At 42.8% G+C, this 22466-nt stretch carries 19 protein-coding genes and 1 tRNA gene; 14 read left to right on the forward strand and 6 right to left on the reverse strand.

Annotated elements, in window-relative coordinates; all coding sequences use genetic code 11:
- Positions 1–54: 54 nt before the first annotated feature.
- The 3 genes from ACO06Y_RS00435 to ACO06Y_RS00445 all read left to right on the forward strand — a co-directional run bounded on the left by ACO06Y_RS00435 (position 55) and on the right by ACO06Y_RS00445 (position 3301).
- Positions 55–1524 (forward strand): efflux transporter outer membrane subunit, encoded by a 1470-nt coding sequence (locus tag ACO06Y_RS00435; RefSeq protein ID WP_422081850.1) that lies wholly within the window; start codon positions 55–57, stop codon positions 1522–1524.
- 153 nt (positions 1525–1677) lie between these two features.
- Complete coding sequence (locus ACO06Y_RS00440) at positions 1678–2160, forward strand: RidA family protein (protein WP_422081851.1); 483 nt, start codon at positions 1678–1680, stop codon at positions 2158–2160.
- Between the two features lie 235 nt (positions 2161–2395).
- Positions 2396–3301: a helix-turn-helix domain-containing protein gene (locus tag ACO06Y_RS00445; protein ID WP_422081852.1), complete on the forward strand. Its 906-nt coding sequence runs from the start codon at positions 2396–2398 to the stop codon at positions 3299–3301.
- Positions 3302–3439: 138 nt separating this feature from the next.
- Here ACO06Y_RS00445 and ACO06Y_RS00450 read toward each other — a convergent pair whose 3' ends face one another.
- Positions 3440–3661 (reverse strand): hypothetical protein, encoded by a 222-nt coding sequence (locus ACO06Y_RS00450; RefSeq protein WP_422081853.1) that lies wholly within the window; start codon positions 3659–3661, stop codon positions 3440–3442.
- Between the two features lie 88 nt (positions 3662–3749).
- On the opposite strand from ACO06Y_RS00450, the gene ACO06Y_RS00455 reads away from it, so the two are divergent.
- The 3 genes from ACO06Y_RS00455 to ACO06Y_RS00465 all read left to right on the forward strand — a co-directional run bounded on the left by ACO06Y_RS00455 (position 3750) and on the right by ACO06Y_RS00465 (position 6381).
- Entirely contained in the window at positions 3750–4376 is a 627-nt protein-coding gene (locus ACO06Y_RS00455) for an NADPH-dependent F420 reductase (protein WP_422081854.1), read from the forward strand.
- 341 nt (positions 4377–4717) lie between these two features.
- The gene (locus ACO06Y_RS00460; RefSeq protein ID WP_422081855.1) at positions 4718–5608 is read left to right on the forward strand and encodes a helix-turn-helix domain-containing protein; all 891 of its coding nucleotides are present in this window, start codon (positions 4718–4720) and stop codon (positions 5606–5608) included.
- An 86-nt stretch (positions 5609–5694) separates the two neighbouring features.
- Entirely contained in the window at positions 5695–6381 is a 687-nt protein-coding gene (locus tag ACO06Y_RS00465; protein ID WP_422081856.1) for an SDR family NAD(P)-dependent oxidoreductase, read from the forward strand.
- A 198-nt stretch (positions 6382–6579) separates the two neighbouring features.
- On the opposite strand, the gene ACO06Y_RS00470 is transcribed toward ACO06Y_RS00465, so the two are convergent.
- Positions 6580–6661: transfer RNA gene (locus ACO06Y_RS00470), tRNA-Leu, on the reverse strand.
- A gap of 134 nt (positions 6662–6795) precedes the next feature.
- Here ACO06Y_RS00470 and ACO06Y_RS00475 point away from each other — a divergent pair.
- From ACO06Y_RS00475 to ACO06Y_RS00500, 6 genes are all read left to right on the forward strand, one after another.
- Positions 6796–8184: a dipeptidase gene (locus ACO06Y_RS00475; protein ID WP_422081857.1), complete on the forward strand. Its 1389-nt coding sequence runs from the start codon at positions 6796–6798 to the stop codon at positions 8182–8184.
- Between the two features lie 159 nt (positions 8185–8343).
- Complete coding sequence (locus tag ACO06Y_RS00480) at positions 8344–8709, forward strand: BlaI/MecI/CopY family transcriptional regulator (RefSeq protein ID WP_422081858.1); 366 nt, start codon at positions 8344–8346, stop codon at positions 8707–8709.
- 2 nt (positions 8710–8711) lie between these two features.
- Positions 8712–10562, forward strand: coding sequence for a M56 family metallopeptidase (locus ACO06Y_RS00485; RefSeq protein ID WP_422081859.1), 1851 nt, complete (start codon positions 8712–8714; stop codon positions 10560–10562).
- 84 nt (positions 10563–10646) lie between these two features.
- Positions 10647–11690 (forward strand): serine hydrolase domain-containing protein, encoded by a 1044-nt coding sequence (locus tag ACO06Y_RS00490; RefSeq protein WP_422081860.1) that lies wholly within the window; start codon positions 10647–10649, stop codon positions 11688–11690.
- A gap of 7 nt (positions 11691–11697) precedes the next feature.
- Complete coding sequence (locus tag ACO06Y_RS00495) at positions 11698–13410, forward strand: tetratricopeptide repeat protein (protein WP_422081861.1); 1713 nt, start codon at positions 11698–11700, stop codon at positions 13408–13410.
- Positions 13411–13581: 171 nt separating this feature from the next.
- Complete coding sequence (locus tag ACO06Y_RS00500; RefSeq protein ID WP_422081862.1) at positions 13582–14682, forward strand: DUF4407 domain-containing protein; 1101 nt, start codon at positions 13582–13584, stop codon at positions 14680–14682.
- Positions 14683–14689: 7 nt separating this feature from the next.
- Here the strand turns inward: ACO06Y_RS00500 and ACO06Y_RS00505 are convergent, their stop codons facing one another.
- The 4 genes from ACO06Y_RS00505 to ACO06Y_RS00520 all read right to left on the reverse strand — a co-directional run bounded on the left by ACO06Y_RS00505 (position 14690) and on the right by ACO06Y_RS00520 (position 19851).
- Positions 14690–16513, reverse strand: coding sequence for a DUF5060 domain-containing protein (locus ACO06Y_RS00505; RefSeq protein WP_422081863.1), 1824 nt, complete (start codon positions 16511–16513; stop codon positions 14690–14692).
- Between the two features lie 47 nt (positions 16514–16560).
- Positions 16561–17562, reverse strand: coding sequence for a metal-dependent hydrolase (locus tag ACO06Y_RS00510; RefSeq protein WP_422081864.1), 1002 nt, complete (start codon positions 17560–17562; stop codon positions 16561–16563).
- Positions 17563–17875: 313 nt separating this feature from the next.
- Positions 17876–18955, reverse strand: coding sequence for a sialidase family protein (locus ACO06Y_RS00515; protein WP_422081865.1), 1080 nt, complete (start codon positions 18953–18955; stop codon positions 17876–17878).
- 47 nt (positions 18956–19002) lie between these two features.
- On the reverse strand, positions 19003–19851 hold the full coding sequence (locus tag ACO06Y_RS00520; RefSeq protein WP_422081866.1) for an AraC family transcriptional regulator: 849 nt from the start codon (positions 19849–19851) through the stop codon (positions 19003–19005).
- A 141-nt stretch (positions 19852–19992) separates the two neighbouring features.
- Between ACO06Y_RS00520 and ACO06Y_RS00525 the strand changes: the two genes are divergently transcribed.
- Entirely contained in the window at positions 19993–20916 is a 924-nt protein-coding gene (locus ACO06Y_RS00525; RefSeq protein WP_422081867.1) for a dihydrodipicolinate synthase family protein, read from the forward strand.
- Entirely contained in the window at positions 20913–22400 is a 1488-nt protein-coding gene (locus ACO06Y_RS00530) for a sodium:solute symporter family transporter (protein WP_422081868.1), read from the forward strand. Before ACO06Y_RS00525 ends, ACO06Y_RS00530 begins: the two co-directional genes overlap by 4 nt.
- The last annotated feature ends 66 nt before the right edge of the window (positions 22401–22466 follow it).

Raw genomic sequence — 22466 nt, forward strand, 5'->3', positions numbered from 1 at the left:
GCCAAGAACACCCATTCAGACCGAACTTTGAGAACGAATAAAAAAATAGAAATCATGAAAAATCCAACACTAATAACAGTATTGTCCCTTATACTGGTTTCCTGTGGAATTACCAAAAGGGATTTTGAAGTCGACCCAAAAACTGAAGTTGATGAAAATTATCTGGAAAATGTAACTGACCATACCGCTTTTGAAGAAGCACAAGGTCAAATAGTAACTGAATGGTGGTCAGAATTTAACGATCCCGTTTTGGATACCTTGATCCAAAAAGCACAAAGGCATAATTTGGACATCAATGCAGCTATTGCCAATTTCTATGCTTCACGTGCGGTATTAAAAGGGACAAAATTGGACCGATTGCCAACCGTAACCGCGAATGGCGATGTTACCCGAACCCGTTTAGGTGAAAATATTTTTGTTCCGGGGGCCAATCCTACATTCACCACCTACAATGGAAGCTTTGATGCTTTTTGGGAAACGGATGTGTTTGGTAGGGTCTCCAATCGGATCAAGGGCGCTTATGCCAATCAACAATCCGCACTTGCCGATATGCAAGGGGTATATGTGAGCATCTTTGCGGAAGTGGCCCGAAGCTATATGGAATTCCGCGGTGCCCAGTACCAACTTGATATTGCCCAACGGAATTTGAACGGACAGCAAGCCACCTACGATTTGACAGTTCGCCTAAGGGATGCCGGTACTAGTAACAGTTTGGATGTTTCCCGCGCCTTGGCGCAATTGGAAAATACCCGCGCCACCATTCCTCCATTAAAGGCTAGAATTGCGGCACTAAAAAACAGCCTGAGCGTTTTGATCGGGGAGGTACCCGGAAATTTGGACGAAACCGTCGTAAACAAAAAGCCGCTTCCCAGTCTACCACTTTCCGTTAGTCTGGGAAATGTGACCGATTTATTGCGAAGACGCCCTGATGTAAGACAGGCCGAAGCCCAATTGCAACAACAAATAGCGCGTTACAATCTTTCCGTGGTAGAACTTTATCCCAATATTCGGTTTGGCGGCTCCATAGGATTTTCGGCAGTGGATTTCTCCAACTTCGGAAGTAACGAATCCTTTACCTGGAGCATTATCCCGAACATAAGTTGGGCCGCCTTTAACTTAGGTCGGGTGAAACAACAGATTAATCAGAATGATGCCTTAACGCTAGCAGCCCTGCAATACTACGAAAAGACCATTTTGGAAGCTTTGGAGGAAATCAGCACCGTAATGACCAATTATACCCATGAACTGGAACGTAGGGAAACCTTACGAAAATCCTCGATTGCCAGTGCTGAAGCGGCTGGTATTGCAAAAAGACGATTTAATGCAGGCTTGGATAGTTTTATAGATTACCTCAGTGCGGACAACACGCTATTATTGGCAGAAAACCGATTGGCTACCAGCGAAATTGCCTCGGCCACATCGTTAATTGCCATTTACAAAGCCCTAGGAGGAGGATGGGAAATCATTTCCGGGGAAGAACTGGATAAACAATTTGAAGCTATGGAATTAGCGGAATCCAAATAACAACACACAACGGTTTTAGTGTTGGATGGGGCGGCGACCTTTCAGTAATGGAGGTCGTCGTTTTATTTTGTTATTTTGTGGGTAATCATTGATAAAAATTGGTCAAACTAAGCGTTTAAGATACCGTTGTTCTTTTTAAAACTAACTAACCAAATGGGTATTGATCTAAAACGGAAGCTAGAGGAATTAGGGCTTAAACTACCAAAAGTTTCGACCCCTGGGGGAAACTATGTTTCCGTGAACATTAGAGGGAACATTGCTTATGTGGCCATACAGTTTCCAATACTAAATGAAGAATATCTTTACCAAGGGCGTTTAGGAAACGAAATTTCTTCTGAGCAAGGCTATAAGGCCATGGAATTGTGTGCTTTAAACGTAATTGCACAGATAGAAAAAAAAGTTGGTTTTGACCAAATAGCGGGACTTAACCATATCGATGCCTACTTTCAATCGGTTCAAAACTGGGATGAATCACCACAAGTGGTCAACGGAGCATCGGATGTATTTATTAAAGTACTTGATGAAAAAGGAAAGCATTCCCGAGCAATTTTTGGAGTTAACAGCTTACCGCGAAACTTTAGTGTTGGGCTAACGGCTTCCTTTACCCTAAAATCAACCCACGACGAAGACTACTAAGGTGAAGAAAACCGAACTACATAACTCCATACAACAGTTTATAACCATTTCCACCTGTGGAAACCTGATATGGAGATGTTTGATATTCATAGGTTTGAAAACAGTATAGGTGATGTGGTAGGGTCATAGGAGGAAATGGCGGCTATTGGTAGTAATTCAAAAAGCATTTCAAATGGCAATTTTTCAGGAATGAGAGTCGCTGTTTTTATTTGATAAAAAGTAATATCTTTTTAACATGAAAATAGACGGCATACACACTTTGGCAACCATTCAAGAGTATTTTGACTTCATCAATTTTGAGTGTGATGTGTTTGATGGTTTTGCGATTGGAAGATTGGAAGATTCTGCCAAGGTAATTCCTCAAAGGATGCCGCCCTACCGCAAACGGTTCTATAAAATCATGCTCATACTAAGCGGTGAGATCGAGATGCGCAACAATGAAAACAATGCCCATCTGGCGACCAATACCCTATTTTTTTCCGGAGAAGGTCATATCCAGTCCTGGGAAAGTATCGCCCCTATGAGCGGTTACGTCATCTATTTTACCTCGGACTTCTATTCGGTGGTCCACAAAAAGAACAAATTGCATTCCGATTTTCCTTTTTTCACCCATAATGCTTCCATGAGCATAAAGATTACGATGGATGAAAGTCAACATTTGCAGCGGACTTGCGAAAATATCATTGCCTTATCCAAACAATCCTTATCGAATAAAGAGGATATCTTTCGTTCCTATTTGAACATATTATTGCTTGAATCCAAGAACTTGTATGAAGAAAAATTGGGCACCAATTCGGTGGTGCAAGATTCGGATAAAAGAATACTCAATAGTTTCAATCAACTTATAGAAAGCCAATATGGCACTCACAATGAAAAAGTGCTCAAGTCTGTCAAAGAATTTGCCAAAGAATTATACATTCATCCCACACACTTGAACTATGTGGTAAAAAGCCTTACGGGAAACACTGCTTTACGGCTCGTTCATAACCGAAAATTGCAGGAGGCAAAATCTTTATTACTCCAAACGTCCAAAACTGTAAGTGAGATTTCCTATGACCTTCACTTTGACAACCCTACCCATTTTGTGCGCTTTGTAAAGAAAAAAACGGGCAAAACACCACTTCAACTGCGTGCTACTTAAAATTGGTCATTCTTTATTGCTTTCTGGTTTCATCCACCCCTGTTTTCAAAACTACCTTTGAACTATAAATTAATTAGTAATTGAAAAGCATAAAGTGATGAAAAAGTTAAAAACTGCATTCATTGTTTGGATAGCCATTTATCCAGCAATAACAGCCATATTATTATTTTTTGGTGAATATTTGAACCATTTGCCCATTTTGCTCAGGACCTTGGTTTTAACCCTTATTCTAGTGCCTGCAATGGTGTACTTCCTTATTCCGTTTTGGAGCAAAATCTTAAAATAGATTAAGACTAAAAGCAACTTTTTGGCTAAGAACGTTATTTTTTTGGTTCCGGAACATCTTAACGTTTTGGTCATTTTTCAAACTTTTTTGGTTAGCCTTAGGACGAGTTTTCCATTTAGCTTTGAAGAAGTAAATCAAAGATATGATCAAAATCCCAATGCGATGAAAACTAAAATACTAAAAATCGGAATCATTGGATCCGGCAATATGGGCGGACAATTAGGTCGTCTATGGAGTAAGGCTGGATACGAGGTAATGTTCAGCTCCCGCAATCCTGAGGGATTAAGACCGTTGGTCGAAGACTTGAAAAGTGCCCGCGTGGGTACCGTGGAAGACACTATTGACTTTGGAGATGTAATTGTTTTGGCCATTAACTATGGAACCCTTCAAGAGGTAATAGATAAGCTAAAAGATAGGGACAAAACCATAATTGACCTCACCAATCCAGTTTATTGGACAGAAAACAAAACCTTGACCAAGGTAAACCTAAATGGTAAATCCGCAGGGGAGAATCTACAAGCCAGATTACCCAAAGCCAAAGTGATCAAGGCCTTTTCCTCCCATTACGCAGCTTCACTGCAAGAGGGACATCGCGAATATCCCATTGTGGTGTTTTACACCACTGATTTCGAAATCAACAAGGAACTGGCAGAAAGGCTTATCTCGGATATTGGATTTGAGCCCCTATTCTACGGGGGACTGGAACGAAGTTTGGATATTGAACTATACGGGAAGTATTCGAACAAGATTATGTCCAGGGAAGAAGCACTGGCCAGCATCGGTCAATAGAGTTGGAATAAAAATAAGAAAGGAGGTCTTTAGCAAGACAACCCGCTTTAGAAAGACAAGGCGACCCTAAAAAAAGAGGTCGCCTTTTTCTTTGTCCGAAACTTTAAATATTAAATTTTGGTCATTTCTCACAGGTTTTAGGTTAACGACATGGGGTACTTAAGTCGGATCTTTACGCTATAAAACAAAATCAAATAATCATGAAAAAGTTTGCACTCATAACCTTACTCTATTTGACCGTTTCCGTTGTTGTTATGGTAGTCGGATTCGCAGTGGTAAGTGACATCCTATAAGCAACAAAAAGTCATTTTCCAATTAGTCCGAATTTGCTATTTTTAGGTATGGCAAAAAAAGAGATCCCAGTATTTGAAACCAGCAATGACATACATGCTGCCACAGGTTTTGACCATCGCAGTCATATCCCCGGATTTGACATTTTTACCATGGAATCGCTGGAACCTACCGCTAGGCGCTGTATGCCACCCTATCGGCAAGGATATTATCAAATAGGAATTTTGAGCGAATCGGCCGGATCCAGTATCAATTTAAATACCAATGCAGTGGATTTGGAACAATTTCCGTTATGGTTTGTGGTGCCTGGACAAGTATTTTCTTGGGTACGAGATCCAGAGACCAAAGGGATTCACATACAGTTTCGAAAAGAATTTATTGCTCAAACCGTTCCCCGACTTACCGAGACGTTTCCTTTTTTAAAAATCACGGAAAATAGTGTTTTTCTGATGACCCCTGAGGAGCAACGATCATTGGAAATCGATATGGAGCGCATGCTGTCCGTGTTTGAAAATCCCCACCCCTATCAAGAAAAAATGTTGGAAGGGATGCTAGTGGCACTGCTATACAACTGTAAGTCCATCTATGAGCGGTTCAAGACCAAGGAAAGCCATCTAAGCCGTAAACAAGTTCTTTCCCAAAAATTTCAGCAACTGGTGGATAAGCTCTATGTGGATTCAAAAAATGTGGGCGACTACGCGGAACAACTCAATGTGACCCCAAATTATTTGACCACCATTGTTAAGGAAGTGACAGGGAAATCGGCCAAGGATGTTATTCAAGAGCGTGTCTTTTTGGAAAGTAAGACAATGCTGTCGTTCACCAGTCTAGATGTGGCCGAAATTGCCTACCAGCTCAACTTTCAAGAACCCACCCACTTTACGCGTTTCTTCAAAAAGTATAGTGGATCCACTCCCAATAAGTTTAGGCAATCCCTCTAGTTTACATTTTTGCCATTTTCCAGTACAAAGTGGTTATTTCTTTAGCAAAGCTATTCGGAACTTTGCTCTAAAATAAAAACCGGACTATGGATACGGATAGAATTGCTCTGATCACCGAAGCAGGAAACGGATTCGGACATAAGTTTGCCCCGCTTCTAAAGAACCAAGGATTCCTTGTTATCATTGCCGCCAAAGGCGAAGCGTATAACACACTGAAAACGTTGAACCTAAGTAATGTTGAACTACTAAAGGCCGATTTTACCCATAGCGGGGACATCGCCCAATTATACGCCTATATAAAAACACATTACAATAAACTCGATGTGCTTATCAACAATGCCGAAATAGCAAATGGTTTTGGTCAGAAAATAGACCATCTCCGTATTGACGATGTGAAAAATCTATATGAGGTAAACCTGTTCTCCATACTTCAGGTTACAAAAGCAATGCTTCCACTATTAAAAAAGAGCCATAGGGGAAAAATTATCAATGTATCCAGTGCTTTGGGAGATATAAACAGGATGAAGGACGATGGATTCCATTATGCGAATTACCAAATGACGGCATACGCAACGGCGAAAGCTGCACTTGAAATGTTTACGGTCCTGCTATCTCGGGAACTTCAAACCACCAAAATACAGGTAAACCGTTTTGATCCGATACGTTTGAAAAACTGCACCCATAATGATGTAGCCATTTGCAACCAAGTGGGGAAAGAACTACTTGAATTGTTGGATACAGGCAAAGTTGTCGATTCATATGCATTATCCTAAGGGATTTTTAGCGGTATCATAAAACCAACATTTTGGAAACCCGTTCTCCCAATTCTATGGACTGAAATAGTTTGTATTACCGAATATCAAATGATTTGATTTAAAATGGTGTACCCCAATGTGGCTAAATACAGTATCTGTACAAAAAAGCCTCTCAGAATTGAGAGGCTTTTGACTACTTTTCGGTAGTTGAAGAAGTGCGGCTGAAGGGAGTCGAACCCCCACGCCTCGCGGCACTTGATCCTAAGTCAAGCATGTCTACCAGTTCCATCACAGCCGCAATCCAATATATTCTTTCACGACACTATTTCGTAAAAGGACTGCAAATATAAAGCAAAATTCCTTTTCCCTAAATAATTCGATAGGCAAAAAACTTCTTTTTTGTAACTTCGACTTAAACTCAACTTCCGGCCAATGGATGATATCACAAACTACATCGAACAAAACCAAGAACGTCTTCTAAATGAACTTATCCAACTCCTAAAAATTCCTTCCGTAAGTGCGGATTCGGCCTTTTCCCAAGATGTCATCAACATGTCCGAGGCAATAAAAACGGCCTTGGAGGAAGCAGGTTGCGATCAAGTGGAAATCTGCGATACGGAGGGCTACCCTATTGTCTATGGTGAAAAAATAGTGGATGCCTCCTTACCCACCATTTTGGTATACGGCCACTACGATGTTCAACCACCAGACCCACTGGATCTATGGAACTCGCCTCCCTTTGAACCCGTTATCAAGGAAACCGAACTACATCCCAAAGGTGCCATTTTTGCCCGAGGATCTAGTGACGACAAGGGGCAAATGTATATGCATATAAAAGCCCTGGAGTTTATGGTAAAAACCGATCAATTGCCCTGTAATGTAAAATTTATGATCGAGGGGGAGGAAGAAGTGGGTAGTAACAGTCTTACGACCTTCGTAGTGGAGAACAGGGAAAAACTGGCCAATGACATCATTTTGATATCGGATACCGGAATGATCGCCCCTAATGTACCTTCCATCACCACGGGACTTCGAGGGTTGAGCTATGTTGAAGTGGAGGTTACGGGCCCAAATCGCGATTTGCATTCCGGACTCTATGGGGGTGCCGTTGCCAACCCGATCAATATCCTTACCCAAATGATAGCCTCGCTCCATGATGAGAACAACCATATTACCATTCCGGGATTTTACGATAAGGTGGAAGAACTCCCGCAAGCGGAACGTACGGAAATGGCCAAGGCTCCCTTTAATCTGGAGGAATACAAAAGCGCGCTGGACATTGAAGCCGTTTATGGGGAGGAAGGATTTACGACCAATGAACGGAATTCCATTAGGCCGACACTAGATGTAAATGGTATCTGGGGCGGTTATATTGGCGAAGGTGCCAAGACCGTAATCGCAAGTAAGGCCTATGCCAAGATCTCAATGCGATTGGTACCGCATCAGGATTGGAAGGAAATCACCGAACTTTTTAGTCAACACTTTAAGCATATCGCCCCAGAGGGCGTAAAAGTAAAAGTAAGGCCGCATCATGGAGGCCAGGCCTATGTTATGCCCATAGATCATGTAGGGTACCAAGCCGCGGCCAAGGCCTATGAAACCACCTTTGGAACCCCGCCCGTTCCCCAACGCGGCGGCGGCAGTATTCCCATTGTGGCCCTATTTGAAAAGGAATTAAAAAGTAAGACCGTCCTTATGGGATTTGGTCTGGACAGTGACGCCATACATTCCCCGAATGAGCATTTTGGGGTTTGGAACTACCTAAAAGGCATTGAGACCATACCCTATTTTTATCATTATTTTACCGAAATGAACCGATAAGAGATTTCCCCCTAAGTCAATAATGGCAGCCAATACGGTCTATGGGCAGCACCAAATCAAAGTTGGCAAGGTCAAGTAAAAAGCTAATTTTATCTCTACATTTGTAGAATTAAAAAATTTATTCTATGTTTGTAGAGATTATTCTAATTCTGTAGAACAATGCAATTGTCAAAAGCCGAGGAAGAACTGATGAATATACTCTGGAAGCTAAAGAAGGCTTTTATGAAGGATCTCTTGGATGCATACCCTGAGCCCAAGCCGGCAACTACGACCGTGGCTACGCTTTTAAAACGGATGACGGACAAAGGATTCGTGGCCTATACCCCCTTTGGGCGATCCCGTGAATATTACCCCACGGTAAAGAAAAAGGAGTATTTTTCCCGGCATGTCAATGGGCTCATTAAAAACTTTTTTAACGATAGCCCTGGTCAATTTGCATCATTTTTTACCCAGGAAACAGGGCTTAGCAAAGAGGAGTTGGAGGATTTAAGGCAACTCATTGATCAAGAAATTAAAAAGAAGTAGTTATGTTGGCATACATTTTAAAGTCGAGCGCATGCCTTGCCTTTTTCCTGTTTTTCTACAAAATCTTTTTGGAGCGGGAAAAAATACATGCTTTCAAACGCTTTTACCTCCTGATATCCTTGGCATTGGCCTTTAGCATTCCTTTGATCACCTTTACGGAATATGTTGAAATTACAACCGGGAGCGCAAAAGTTCCACTGGCGATTACATCCGATACACAGGGAGCATCCCAAACAATTGCATCGGGCTTAAGCACTTTCAACCTGTCTTTCCTCCTTTGGATTATCTATCTCCTAGGAACTCTTTTTTTTGCTTTTCGGTTTGCCAAGAATTTACTCGGAATCGTTCGCCGTATTCACAGCAATCCAAAGCTCAAAACTAAAAACAGCATTCATGTACTGCTTTGGGAAAAAATCGCGCCCCATACTTTTTTTAACTACATTTTCTTAAATAAGACCCGGTTCGAAGCACAACAAATCCCAAAAGAGGTTTTGCTGCACGAGGAAACACATGCCAGACAACTCCATAGTTTGGACATTGTTCTTGTAGAGTTATTGCAGATAGTTCTTTGGTTTAATCCGTTGTTCCTTATCCTAAAAGGCGTAATTAAACTGAACCATGAATTTTTAGCGGATCAAGCGGTTTTGGACCAGGGTACTCCCTTCCCTTCCTATCAAAACATGCTTTTGGCCTTTACATCAGATGCAAGCTATGGCAACCGTCGGCTTCCCATGGCCAATGCCATTAATTATTCATCAATCTACTTGACCGTATTCGGTAAAAAAATCACGATTTCCGGCCAATACGCGCAAGTCAAAAAACGATTCAACATCATGAAAAAACAAACATCAAGACAAACAGTCCTGCTCAAAAGCACACTCTTACTACCCCTATTGGCCCTATTGCTTTATGGCTTTAGCGGTAAAAAAGTTATTCAAACAGAGATTCCCGATGCTGCAATGTTGCCAATGGAAAGCATTCAAGAAAACATTACTTGGGACATTCTTCAGGAATACAATACCCTGGCCAAAAAATACAATGATCCGGCCACGGATGAGCGAGATGTAAAAAGCAAGGACATACTGCGTATGGAACATATCTACCACCGAATGTCCGAGGTTCAGAAAAGTAACGCCGAACCTCTCCCCAGATATGCGGATCCTCTTCAGGAATCACAGGAAGGTGCCACTGAAGAACAAGTTGCACAATACAATGCACTGGCCAAAAAATACAATACAATGATCGAAGCTGAGGAAAACATCTTTATCAAAAAGTCCGATGTAGAGCTTTTGGAATACCTGTACAGTATCATGACCGAAGATCAAAAAAGCACGGCGGAACCTTTTCCCGATTTTCCAGAACCGCCCGAACCACCTCTACCGCCTGTCCATGAAGTAGTGGAAATACAGAAAGAAGTGGAAAAGCTAGCAGCCTTGATGGCGGAAAAAGAGGTAGAAGTGAAACAACAAAGGACCGAAATGGAGGAGGTGGAAATTGAGATGGAAAAACAAGAGATGCACATGAAGGAACAGGCCGTTGCCTTGGAAAAACAACAGGCCATGCTGGAGAAGGAATCCCTGGAACTGCAGAAACAAGCACAGAAAATGGAAAAACAGGCCCGGAAACTGGAGCGAGACATTCCTTCTCCGCCTCCTCCACCAGAACCTGAATCACCCGTGGAATTCGTTAAGAGAATGAAGAAAAAGAACGCCATCTTTTATCACGAAGGAAAAAAGATATCCGCTGAGCAAGCCATTGAACTGCTAAAAAGCAGTAGCCATATAAATATCAATTCAAAAGGTTCAAAAGGGAAAAGGCCCATTGTTGAAATATCCACCGACCTTTCCGAATAGCACATTAATCCTATTACCTCACCTATGTTTTTGACAATATCAAAAAAGTTGTCCTGGTTGGCTGCGCTCTTATTTCTAGGGACCATGAATCCCGACACAACCAACCATAAACTACGACCAAACCCGTCCTTTCCGAATACGAGCTTGCAAAAGTACCTACAGTCGTTGGAAAAGAAGGGGTTTTCCGGAACCATTCTTATAGCAAAAAAGGGGGAGATCATAGAGCATAGTGCCTATGGTATGCGCGATAAATCCAAGGGCTTAAAAAATGGTAAAAAAACCATCTATGATATTGGTTCGGTCACAAAACAGTTTACCGCGGCCGCCATCCTAAAACTGGAGATGCAAGGAAAACTGTCGGTAAATGACCCGATCTCAAAATATTTTGCGGAAATCCCCGAGGACAAAAAGGAAATTACCCTTCATCATCTTTTGAACCATACCTCCGGGTTAGTGGCAAGTATAGGCGGTGATTATGAGGAAATCAGCGAAACGGATTTCTTAAATCGGGTTTTCGCATTGAAACTGAAATCGACCATAGGCGAAAAATTCCGATACTCCAATGTGGGTTATAGTTTATTGAGTATAATAATCGAAAAGGTAAGCGGTATGGGTTATGAGGCCTATCTAAACCGGGTGATTTTTCGCCCGGCAGGAATGCAAAACACGGGATATATACTCCCTGACTGGAACTCCAATAGCATTGCAAAAGGATATTCCAAAAAGCAAGAACATAAAAAACCCAATGAAGAGCACTGGGGCAAGGACGGCCCTTTTTTGAACCTTAAGGGGAATGGCGGAATCCTGTCCGATGCCGAAGATCTATTTAAATGGCATACCGCACTTCTGGGCAATGCTATACTGGACGAAAAAGCCAAGGAAAAGTACTTCTATCCCCATACACCGGAAGATGCTAGTGGAGAGTCCTTCTATGCCTATGGTTGGGTACATATGCCCTTTGGTCCTGACAGAACCGCTATTTGGCATAATGGTGGCAACGGTGTATTCTTCACCGATTTTTGGCGATTTGTACAAGAAGATATTGCTGTCATTGTCTTGTCCAATAAGTATAGGGGGGCCAAGGACGATATCATCGCCGAAAAAATTTCAACAATCATTTTACAGTAATATCATTATGATAAACGTAGCTTCACGTTTGCTTCTTTACGGTATCCTTTGTTGCTGCACGGCAGTGGCCCAGGAGTCATCACTTGCCATTTCAGAGCCCTATGGTAGCCACACGGTTGGGTTTCGGACATGGAACACCTTTGATAAATCCCGCAGCTTTTCCTTTGATAGAAACCGTCCAGATTTGAATCCAGATAAAACCATTTACAGACCCATACAGGTATGCATCTGGTATCCTGCGGAAGCCGTTGGTAAAAACCCGATGAAATACAATGAGTATTTCTTTCTTATGGCCCATGAAACAGGAAAAATGGAACTGTCCACGGCCTTAAGGGACAGTCTATTGGACAACTTCCTTAAAACCGAGCCAGTAGATGTAAAAATCCTTGAAAAGGAATTGAAGGTAAACATGCGGGGTATAAAAGAGGCTCCCCCGAATACGAAAGAAAAGTTCCCTGTCCTGATCTATGGCCCAAGCTGGTCGTCTTCCGCCTATGAAAATGCACTGTTTAGTGAATTCCTGGCGAGCCATGGCTATGTAGTAATCTCCAGCCCAAGTGTAGGCCCTGAAAGACGGGAAATGCCCATTTCCAAGATCGGTGTGGAGACCCAGGCCCGGGATATGGAATTTCTATTCAGCATTTTGGAAACGTTGCCCAACGCCGACGCGGACAAAGTGGCTATTGGCGGATTTAGCCTGGGTGGATTGTCCAATGTATTGATGATGGCCCGAAATTCCTCGGTAGATGCCTGGATCGGTATCGATCCCAGCATTCATGAGGCCTATGATTTCTTTGAGGATTCACCCTATGAAGACTATAGACGCTTTTCAAAACCCACATTGTTCGTCAATTCCCTGGGCTATATGAACGAACTTCCCTTTTATGATAAATTGGTTTACAGCGACGCCTATATGGTCAACCTGCCCCACTTGGAGCACACGGATTTGGCCTCCCAATTCATAAAACTCTTTGGCTCAAATGATACGAAGGAAAATGTGGCGGTAAAAGTTAAAGGGTATAACCTTATGACCCGATATATATTGGCCTTTCTTAATGGGGTATTCCGGGACAAGCTCAACTATACGGACATGACCCGGCAACACTTCAATCCTAGTAAAACAGACCTTTCCTTTGTACAGATAAAAACCAAGAAAGGACTCCCCAGGGTGGATGTTCTCTTTAATCGATATACGAAGGACGAGGTAAAGGATTTGGTTTCATTTTTGGACGTATCCTTGTCCAAGGAACCCTATACACTCTATCCTGAGGCCGATCTACAAAAGTTGATCTTCCTTGTTGCAAAAAAGGATGAGGCATCAACCGCAAAGGAGTTAATGTCCTGGTACCAGTCCAATTATAGGACGGCCTTTCATAGCAAAGTCCTGAAGCATGTAACCTTTGATAAAATGTTGGAATTGTTTTTGGAAGTATATCGGACCAATGAAAAGTGCGACTTCGATTATTATCAATTGAACCATACGGCACAACTGCTATCCATGGGAGGTAAAGGGGAGGAATCCCTGGACTATTTCATTCTAAACACCCAGTTGCATCCAAATAATTACCAGGCTTATTTTAATCTGGGCATCGGATATTTTAGGATGGAAGATTTTGAAAAGGCCCAAATCAATTTTAAAAAATGTCTCGATTTAAATCCTGATGAACGGTTTAAGGGTCTGGCCAACGACTTTCTTTCCAAATCGCAGGGTAACAAATAAAACCCGTTTTACTTTTATCAGGATATGTACATACGTCTTCTATATTGGGATAAAGCAAACAAAATCATAAATTATGTCAAGTCGCTCGGATTTCCGGCCTATTGTTGTAACATTTTATTGAAAATCACGTTCTAACAGAGAAATCAGAATCATCGATCAAATCAGAACACTATGCTACAACGTTTTTTTATCCTCTGCTCAGGGGCGGACACCGCTATTCTAAAAACTTGTTCCGAAGGTGAACAGAACAAATATGCCGGTGTAGGAGCCACCGTTTTCTTCACCGCCGTAATGGCGCTTATAGCCAGTAGTTATGCGCTTTATACTGTTTTTGACAATGTGTATATCGCTATTTTCTTCGGAATCATTTGGGGGCTGCTGATCTTTAACCTGGATCGATTTATCGTTTCCACGATCAAAAAGCGAAACAGCTTTGGAAGCGAGCTCTTACAAGCCACTCCCAGGATTATTCTGGCCGTTATTATTGCAATGGTCATCTCAAAGCCTTTGGAAATGAAGATTTTTGAAAAGGAAATCAACCAGGTGTTGTTGGAAGAGAAAAATGAAATGACCCTGGCCAATAAACAACAATTGGCACAACAATACACCCCTGCCATTGAAAAGTTAAATGAAGATATCGCTGCATTAAAAAATGAAGTCGGTACGAAACAGGCCGAAACTGATGCGCTTTACGACATCTACATTTCAGAGGCCGAGGGTAGGGCAGGAACCATGCTCTTGGGCAAAGGCCCTGTATATAAGGAGAAACGTGAAAAGCATGATGCCGCTTTGGCGGAGCTTCAACAATTGAAGCAGGACAATAGTGAAAAAATTAAGGCTCTGGAAGGGCAAATTGCGGCATTAAACCTTGAGTACAACGAGGTTGTAAAAAATTCCCAGCCTATTATCGATGGTTTTGATGGGCTTATGGCCCGTATCAATGCCTTGGGCAAATTACCTTGGTTCCCTTCATTCTTCATTTTCCTTTTGTTTTTGGCCATTGAGACCGCTCCGATCATTGCCAAGTTATTGGCGCCAAAGGGTGAATATGACCTAAAATTGGAGGATGAGGAAAGTGTCGCTAAGACTTGGGTGATGCAAAAAGTGGAACAACGGGAAAAAATCTTGGCCACGGATACCGCCCTAAACGAAAAAATATATGGTGAGATCGAAGAGGAAGAGGCGGTCTATGCCTACAAGAAGCAGAAAGCCGAAGAGCTTTTGAAACTTCAGGCCGATGCTTTCCACGATCTACAGGTGAAGAGCTTATAGCCCATAATTACTGGGGTTTTCGTAAAAGGACTATCCAATCCTGTTTATCTTCCCTAGGGGGAAGGCCTAATTCTTGAATTGCGCCACCCTGAATGGTTTTAATCGACCCCTGTTGCAGTTCCCTACCTTTTAAGGGATCGTACCAATGTAAGGTATATTCCCCTTCCACCCCACTTAAATCGATGGTATAGGGATTGGAATCTGGCAGGTAAGCTGCATAGGTTTCCCCCGTTTTTCGAAAACAATAGGCCTCTTTTGAGTTGATCAATCCGTGTTCGGGTCGCATTTCCCAATACGGCAAATACGTTCTGAAGAAATGCAGGGCATAGTCCGTGATTTCCCATAAACGATCCCGCGAACGCCAGTCCTCGGTATTCAGATCATGATAGCGATTGTTCGCTCCAAAATACCACTCCACGCCGGCCGCTCCCGACAATAAAGTACCCCATAACACGTAACGGCGTAACGTATCATGGTTTCCGTCCAGGGAATCCGACCGCGCACCCGTATGCCACATCCCGATTTCATCCATGGTAATCATCCATTCATGACCGGCTTCGCGTGATCTGTTCTTCCAAGTTTCCACAACTTCAGCAGCCCCTTCACGCTTATCCACTTGTAACGAAAGTCCATCGAGATCGGTAAACCCAACGATGGAGTCCAGAACATTGGTACGGGCCGGTTCGTGTGAATGCGTATGCAAAAGAATGGGATGGTCATAGGGGTCTATCTTCGTAATAAAACGGGTCATTTCCTTGCGCTGTTCATCGTTCTGGGCAATAGGGGTGAAATTGGCAGGGCCGTTTTCTTCCCCCAGATTGAAATTCATGCCGAGATGGTGCCCAAACCGGGCCAAAAGTTCCCTCAAGTATAATTGTCGCAAAGGACCGGTATCCCCTCCATCCAACATGGTCTCGTTTTCGGTTTCCTGAAGCACCATATGAAGTAAAATCCCATTGGATTGCATGTGTTGAAAGACGATTTCCCATTGCTCCAATTTGCTTACGTCAAACCGGGTGAAATCATCCGGGGACACATAGGGCCAAACGTCCTTTCCATCACCTTTGATATTGTTCGTCAAGAAATAGACTACGTTCATTCCCTTGGAAGACAGATAATTTAAGGCACCGATCAGGCCCTTGCCCTTACCATTTTGCCAAGTAGGGTCGCCCTCCTTCCAATCTTTTAGATGTGGCGTATAGCTATGTATGGTGTCATTCGTTTTTGCCTCTCCGTCATCATTGGACGTTTGCATGCGATAGGTGCCGTCAAAATCCTCATAGGCCAGCAAGTTTTCCGGGCTATCCGCACCCCCCTTGATCCAATACTTGCCGGAATCCTTAAATTGAAAATAGCCGTTTGATGTTATAAGACGACCATGTGCTCGAAAATCCTCTCCATTTTTATCCGAGGGCACTACCTTAAAATCGCCCATGGCATTCGTTATTTCCACTGGTGTCCCATCATTGGAATTATCACTTAAAGCTATATTTTCACCTTTGTACAATGTGGCGGTATAACTCCATTCGCCCTCTCGATCCGGTGTAAACCGCACTTGCCAAATGTTCCCGGAATCCGCACTGGTCTCGGCCGCATTGCCATCCGCCGCGTAAAATCCAGGTAGGGTATATTCGTTTTCGCCATTTTTAAATGTTACCGACAATCTGTAGTTCAAAAAGGGATTCTCGTCATCTCCCTCAGCAGTGTCAGGACCTTCAAAAGACAAGGTAACGGTATGCCATTGCCGGTATTCCGCTAAAGGTTTCTTATTTTCCTTTTCTCCGCAGGAAAGAAATAGTATGATCGATGCGAGCAATAAAAGGTTCTTCATAGTTTCGGGTTTTTGAAATGGGCATGAAGATACTGAAAATTGAATTATTAATTTCCCCATATTCTTAGCCAAAGTGCCGCAAGAAGATGCTTGGCGTCACTTCTAAGCTTTGGGGTTTCCTCTACCATAACCTCTTCCCCTTTTGGAACGATACGGTAGCTGAATGCAAAGCGTTCTTCTTCGGAATCCAAGTTAATCAATCCAAAACGCAAATCATTAAAAAACAATTGATCTTTCTTTTTAGATATCGTATACCAACCTTCTACGATATGCTTTAAGCGCTCTATCTTTTCATGGGAAGCCAAACTGCCCAAAAGCTGATGATTTTTGGGATAGGAAGAAAACTGTATGGGTTGGGAGTCAAAAAATGAATAACTGCCCATCAAATACGCATCGGCGGTCTCTATATTGGCCATCCATAGAATTGAATTAAATGGGGTTGGCCGGGTATCCATGGCGCTGTAATCTATTCCCTGTTCCTCTAGGCCATTGGTGAACTTGGTGTAGGCCAACCCTTTTAAGACCAAGGTCAACATCAGATAACCACTACTGACCAGCAATCCTAAGCGATTGTATTTTGATCTTTTGGGCGATGTGCGTTTTTGGAATAGAACGAGTATTAAAAACACTAAAAAAGGAAGGGTATACAATGGATCGATAACAAAAATATTTTGAAAGGCCAACCTTAAATCAAAGGGCCAAAACAACTGGGTGCCCCAAGTAGTAAAGGCATCCAATATGGGATGGGTAAACAGTCCCCAGAACATGAGTCTTGACCAATCCCGCCATGTTGCACCGGACTTTCTTTCTATTCTTGAAATAAGCCAACCAAAGATCGGGGCAAATAGTAACGAAAAGAAAATGGAGTGGCTAAATCCGTGGTGCCATTCAATGGCAGTAACCGTATCCGTAAAATTGCGCGAAAGCACATCCAAATCCGGAATTGTACCGGCAATGGCCCCATAAAGCAAGGCCTTATTGCCCACTTTTTTGCCAAGAACCGCCTCGCCGACCGAAGCTCCAAGAACAATTTGTGTTAAGGAATCCATTTTCTAAGTTCTAATTCTTAATAGTAGGTTCAAGAGTAGGGTTTGGTGCTTCGACTGTGCTTACGCTAGCCCTCTTCGCCATGGTAGCCAAGCTACGAAGGCTGAAAAGCTTCAGCGACACTTGTGCGCTCAGTATGACATGTTTGGTGTTTGGTGTTTGGTGTTTGGTGTTTGGTGTTTGGTGTTTGGTGAAACTAAAAAAGGTATTTCGTATTTCTTACTTCCTACTTCTCACTTCTTACTTCTTACCTCTTACTTCTAAACTAATTTGTTTTGTTGAACTTGGTTATATACTTCACAATGAACTTTTACATCAAAGCTTCGCCACATCCAGTACCACATGCTTTACCGTTTTTCGGTTCCAAGTGTAGACGATGTGCACTTTTTCATCCGGGGCCTGTATCACGGTAGGATAGGAATATTCCTCCCCTTCCCTATCGGTTGTTTCCCGAAGGGGTTCCAAATCCAGAACGCGTTCCCATTTCTTTCCATCGGTGGATAAGGCAATACTTAAGGGAACACGATCCCCCCAATTCTTTTCGGTTGGATTATAGACCAGTAGTTGGCGGCCATCCTTTAAGGTGACCCCATCGATACCCGAGTTTGGATTCGGGAGCGAAGTTGCGGTCATGTTGCTCCAGGTTTTCCCATAGTCCGCAGACCAATTCTGGGTAACCACACTGTTCTGCGTCCTACTCAGCAGTTGCAATTTTCCCTTACCGTAATTTAGAATTACAGGTTGTATGGCACCGAATTCCTTCGGATCGTTCAAAGCTGGAGTTTTGGACCAGTTTGCACAGTTATCGTAACTGGATTCCAAATGTATTTTCCAACCCTCCGTTTTGCTTTCCGTGCTCGATGGCGAAAGCACTGTTCCATCTTTCAATTGAATCGGCTGATTTTTGATTGGCCCCAGGATACCTTCGGGCAACCTTATGGGTTTGGACCAGGTTTTCCCATCATCCTCGGAAGTCATATACAGTCCCCACCACTCCTGTGGACTTGGCCCTACCTTATAGAACAAGTACAAAGGCCGGTCCTTGGGTTTAAACAGTACCGGATTCCAACAAGGATAGCGGCTACCATCCTCCTGAACACCGTTGACTACCTCAACGGGAATGGACCAATCCTTATTTGTCTTTCTGGACACCCATATCCCTACATCCTTGTTCTTTTCTTTTGTTCCTCCAAACCATGCGGCAACTACCACGTTATTACTGACTTCCACCGTAGAGGCATGGCATTCCGGGGTCAATGCCTTTTCCAAATCATAAATAAATTCCTCGGAAACAACGGCCGGATGGTCTAAGGGCAACACTTTCGGGAGCTTACGGGACTGCCCCTTACACGAAAATGTAGTAGCTATTATCGTAAACACAAATAGTATCCTCATAGTAAATTGTTAGTTGATTTAGGATTGTCGTAAATCCAATACACCATTCAATTAAAACTCTTTCGATAGGCCGAGGGCGTTTTTGCCATTATACTTTTAAAATAGTGATTAAAGTTAGCCAAATTGTTGTAGCCGCTTTCAAAACATATTTGGGTAATTTGTTTATCGGTCTCGGCCAAAAGTTTGGCCGCCATTCCTACGCGGACGCGTTTTACATATTCCATAAAGGTAAGATCTGTCTTCTTCTTAAAAAACCGGCAAAACGAACTGGGTGCCATATTCAAAAGGGCTGCCGCCTCCTCTAATTTTACACCTTCTTGAATATTTTGGAATACATAAGCATATACCGTATTGATCTTCTCCAGGTTTCTATTAAAAATCGCGGTATGATCAATGGGATTGGATAGTTTTTCCCGCTCCTTTGTCCGAAGTAAAAGATAAAAGACCTTGAGCATTTCAATATAATAGGGCAAACCTTTCAAATGGGTCATTCTTTCCAGAATACGACGGATTTGACCATTATTTTCCATCTTAAACCGTAACCCTCTGTTGGACTGCTTCAAAAGGGTCACCACCTTTTCCAATTCCGGAATCCCGAAAAAATCCGAATTCATGATATCCTCGGAAAAATGGGTTACGATACAAAAAGACGGCATAGCGTTTTCCTCTTCTTGCAGTTCCCAACAATGCGGTAAATTAGGGCCCAATAATACCAAATCCCCTGCTTCGAACCTAGAAATATGATCTCCAACGATTCTTCGGCCCGAACCGGATTCAATAAAATTTAGTTCAAAATTTTTATGGGAATGTACATTGTCGTTCGTTTTCAAGGGTAATTTTCTTGTGATAAAAGAATGCTTATGAGGCACATGGATTTTTTCGAAAACAAACTCCATTAATGGTAATTTTAACAGTTATGGCTTAAAATACAAAATAAAGCTTGAATAAAGGTTAAGATTTAATGTATTTGACGCAAGATTATAGTGGTGCCTAAGCGCGATTTATTCGTTATTTGTTTAGCATCATTCCAACAAGAGATGAATCCGCCCATTAAAGGAATTATACCGCCCATTGTTACTCCCCTATTGGAAAATGGGGATTTGGACAGCCAAGGTCTTTGTAATATCATTGAACATATGCTAAAAGGGGGCGTACACGGACTATTCCTGTTGGGGACAACCGGGGAAGGACCAAGCTTATCGCATGCGCTTAGAAAACAAGTGGTTACGGAAGCCTGTGACCTGATCCGTAAACGTGTGCCCGTGCTGGTCTGTATTACAGATACCTCATGTACGGAATCCTTGGAATTGGCGGAGCATGCCCAACGAATGGGGGCGGATGCCCTAGTGGTGGCGCCACCCTATTATCTGCCCATTTCCCAAGGTGAAATGCAACAGTATCTGGATTATCTGGCACCGTTGCTCCCCCTACCCTTTTTACTATACAATATGCCTAGTTGCACCAAACTTCAATTGTCATTGGAAACCATTAAAAAAGGGAAGGAACTTGGTGCCATTGGCATAAAGGATAGCTCGGGCGACTGGAATTACCTGAATTCCTTGATCGAGGAATTCGTTGGGGATCCCACTTTTTCAATTGTCACCGGAACGGAATTGTTCTTACCTAGATTGATTGCAAAGGGAGGTCATGGAGCGGTCGCTGGGGGTGCCAATTTTTTCCCACGTTTGTTCGTAGCTTTGTATAACGCCTGTTTGGCAAATGATACCGAAACTATCTCGGAACTTTTGAAGAAAGTAAAATTGATCGGGACTACCCTATATAATGTTGGAAAACAAGAATCGAAGTATATAAAAGGTACAAAAAGTGTCCTATCCATACTTGGATTATGCCATGATCAAGTGGCGCCTCCCCTGCGTCGATTTACTTCGTCCGAGCGCGAACAAATCAAGGAGCACCTGACCCATTTTCCTCCCGATGATTCATACATCCCCGCCAGATGAAATATGATTTGAGTACCGTTGACTTGGTCATTATCATTGGTTATGGTTTGGTGTTGTTGGCCATGGGAATCTATTACTTCAAAAAAAGTAAGACCTCGGAGCAGTTCATGGTGGCTGGTAGGAGTATTCCCGCATGGGCGGCCGGCATCGCGGTAATGAGCACCTACACCAGTAGTATTTCCTATATCGCGGTACCGGGAAAAGCCTTTGATGACAACTGGCACCCCTTAATTTTTGCGCTTACCGCTATCCCGGTTGCTTGGTTTGTCACCCAATTTGTGATTCCCCATTATCGAAAACACAAAATCATATCGGTTTATAGTTATCTAGAAGAAAAAATTGGAGGTTGGGGTAGAGTTTATGCCGCATTTTCCTTTCTCTTGTTTATGGTCGGACGGGTAGCGGTAATCCTATACCTTTCGTCCTTATTGCTTATCTCCTTTGTCCATACCGATATCGGCACCGCCATACTGGTCATAGGCGTTGTGACCATAATCTATACCTTGATGGGAGGTATGGAGGCCGTCATCTGGACCGATGTAATGCAATCGGTCATTATGATCGGGGGCATTTTCTTTGTGGGCTATGTACTGGCTACCGAAGTATTCGCACAACCCGATTATCTGATCCAAAAGGCTTTGGATCAACAGAAATTCAGTTTGGGGGATACCCATTTTTCATTGGGAGACCGTACCATCTGGGTGATGATCATTTTTGGTGTTGCCGAAAATGTACGCAACCTAATGGCCGATCAGAACTTTACCCAAAAATACAGCTCGGTCGCCACGGAGAAAGAAGCCAAAAAATCGGTATGGATTGCCATGTTGATCTATTTGCCTTTGACCGCCATTTTTCTTTTCATCGGTACGGCACTATTTTCCTATTATGATGGGAGTTATCATGTATTGGATGAAACCATTACCAAGGGCGATGAGGTGTTTCCTTTTTTCATCGCCACGGAACTTCCCATTGGAATAAAGGGCTTAATGATCGCCGCTATCATGGCAGCCTCTATGAGCACCGTGGACTCCGCCCTAAACAGTTCGGCTACAGTGTGGTACATCGATTTTTACAAAAAATACATAAATCCGCATACCACAAAATGGAAGAGCCTCCTAGTTTTAAGAGTATCCACGGTCATATGGGGTTTATTGGGGATCGGTTTTGCCCTATTGATGATAAAGGCGAAAAGTGCATTGGACGTATGGTGGCAAATTTCCGGTATTTTTGGCGGTGGTATCCTGGGGCTGTTCCTATTGGCGATCTACAACGTAAAAATAACACGGCTACAGGGCATTCTATCCGTTGCTTTTAGCATATTGATTATAGTATGGGGTACCTTTTTAAGGGAATTACCGGAACCGTATCATTGGCTTCGGTGCACTATGGATCCAATTATCATCGGGGCCGCCTCCACTGCTGGTCTTATTGGGCTGGCCTTGTTGTTTGTGGTACTCAATAAAAGAAATCGGCATTTGAGGTAACGGATTGTGTTGAACAGGCAGTGCATCATCCCAACCGCATTGGATAATTCTAGACCTGATTCCAGA

This window comes from Ulvibacterium sp. (assembly GCF_965228935.1).
In the GTDB taxonomy this organism is placed as follows: Bacteria; Bacteroidota; Bacteroidia; order Flavobacteriales; family Flavobacteriaceae; genus Ulvibacterium.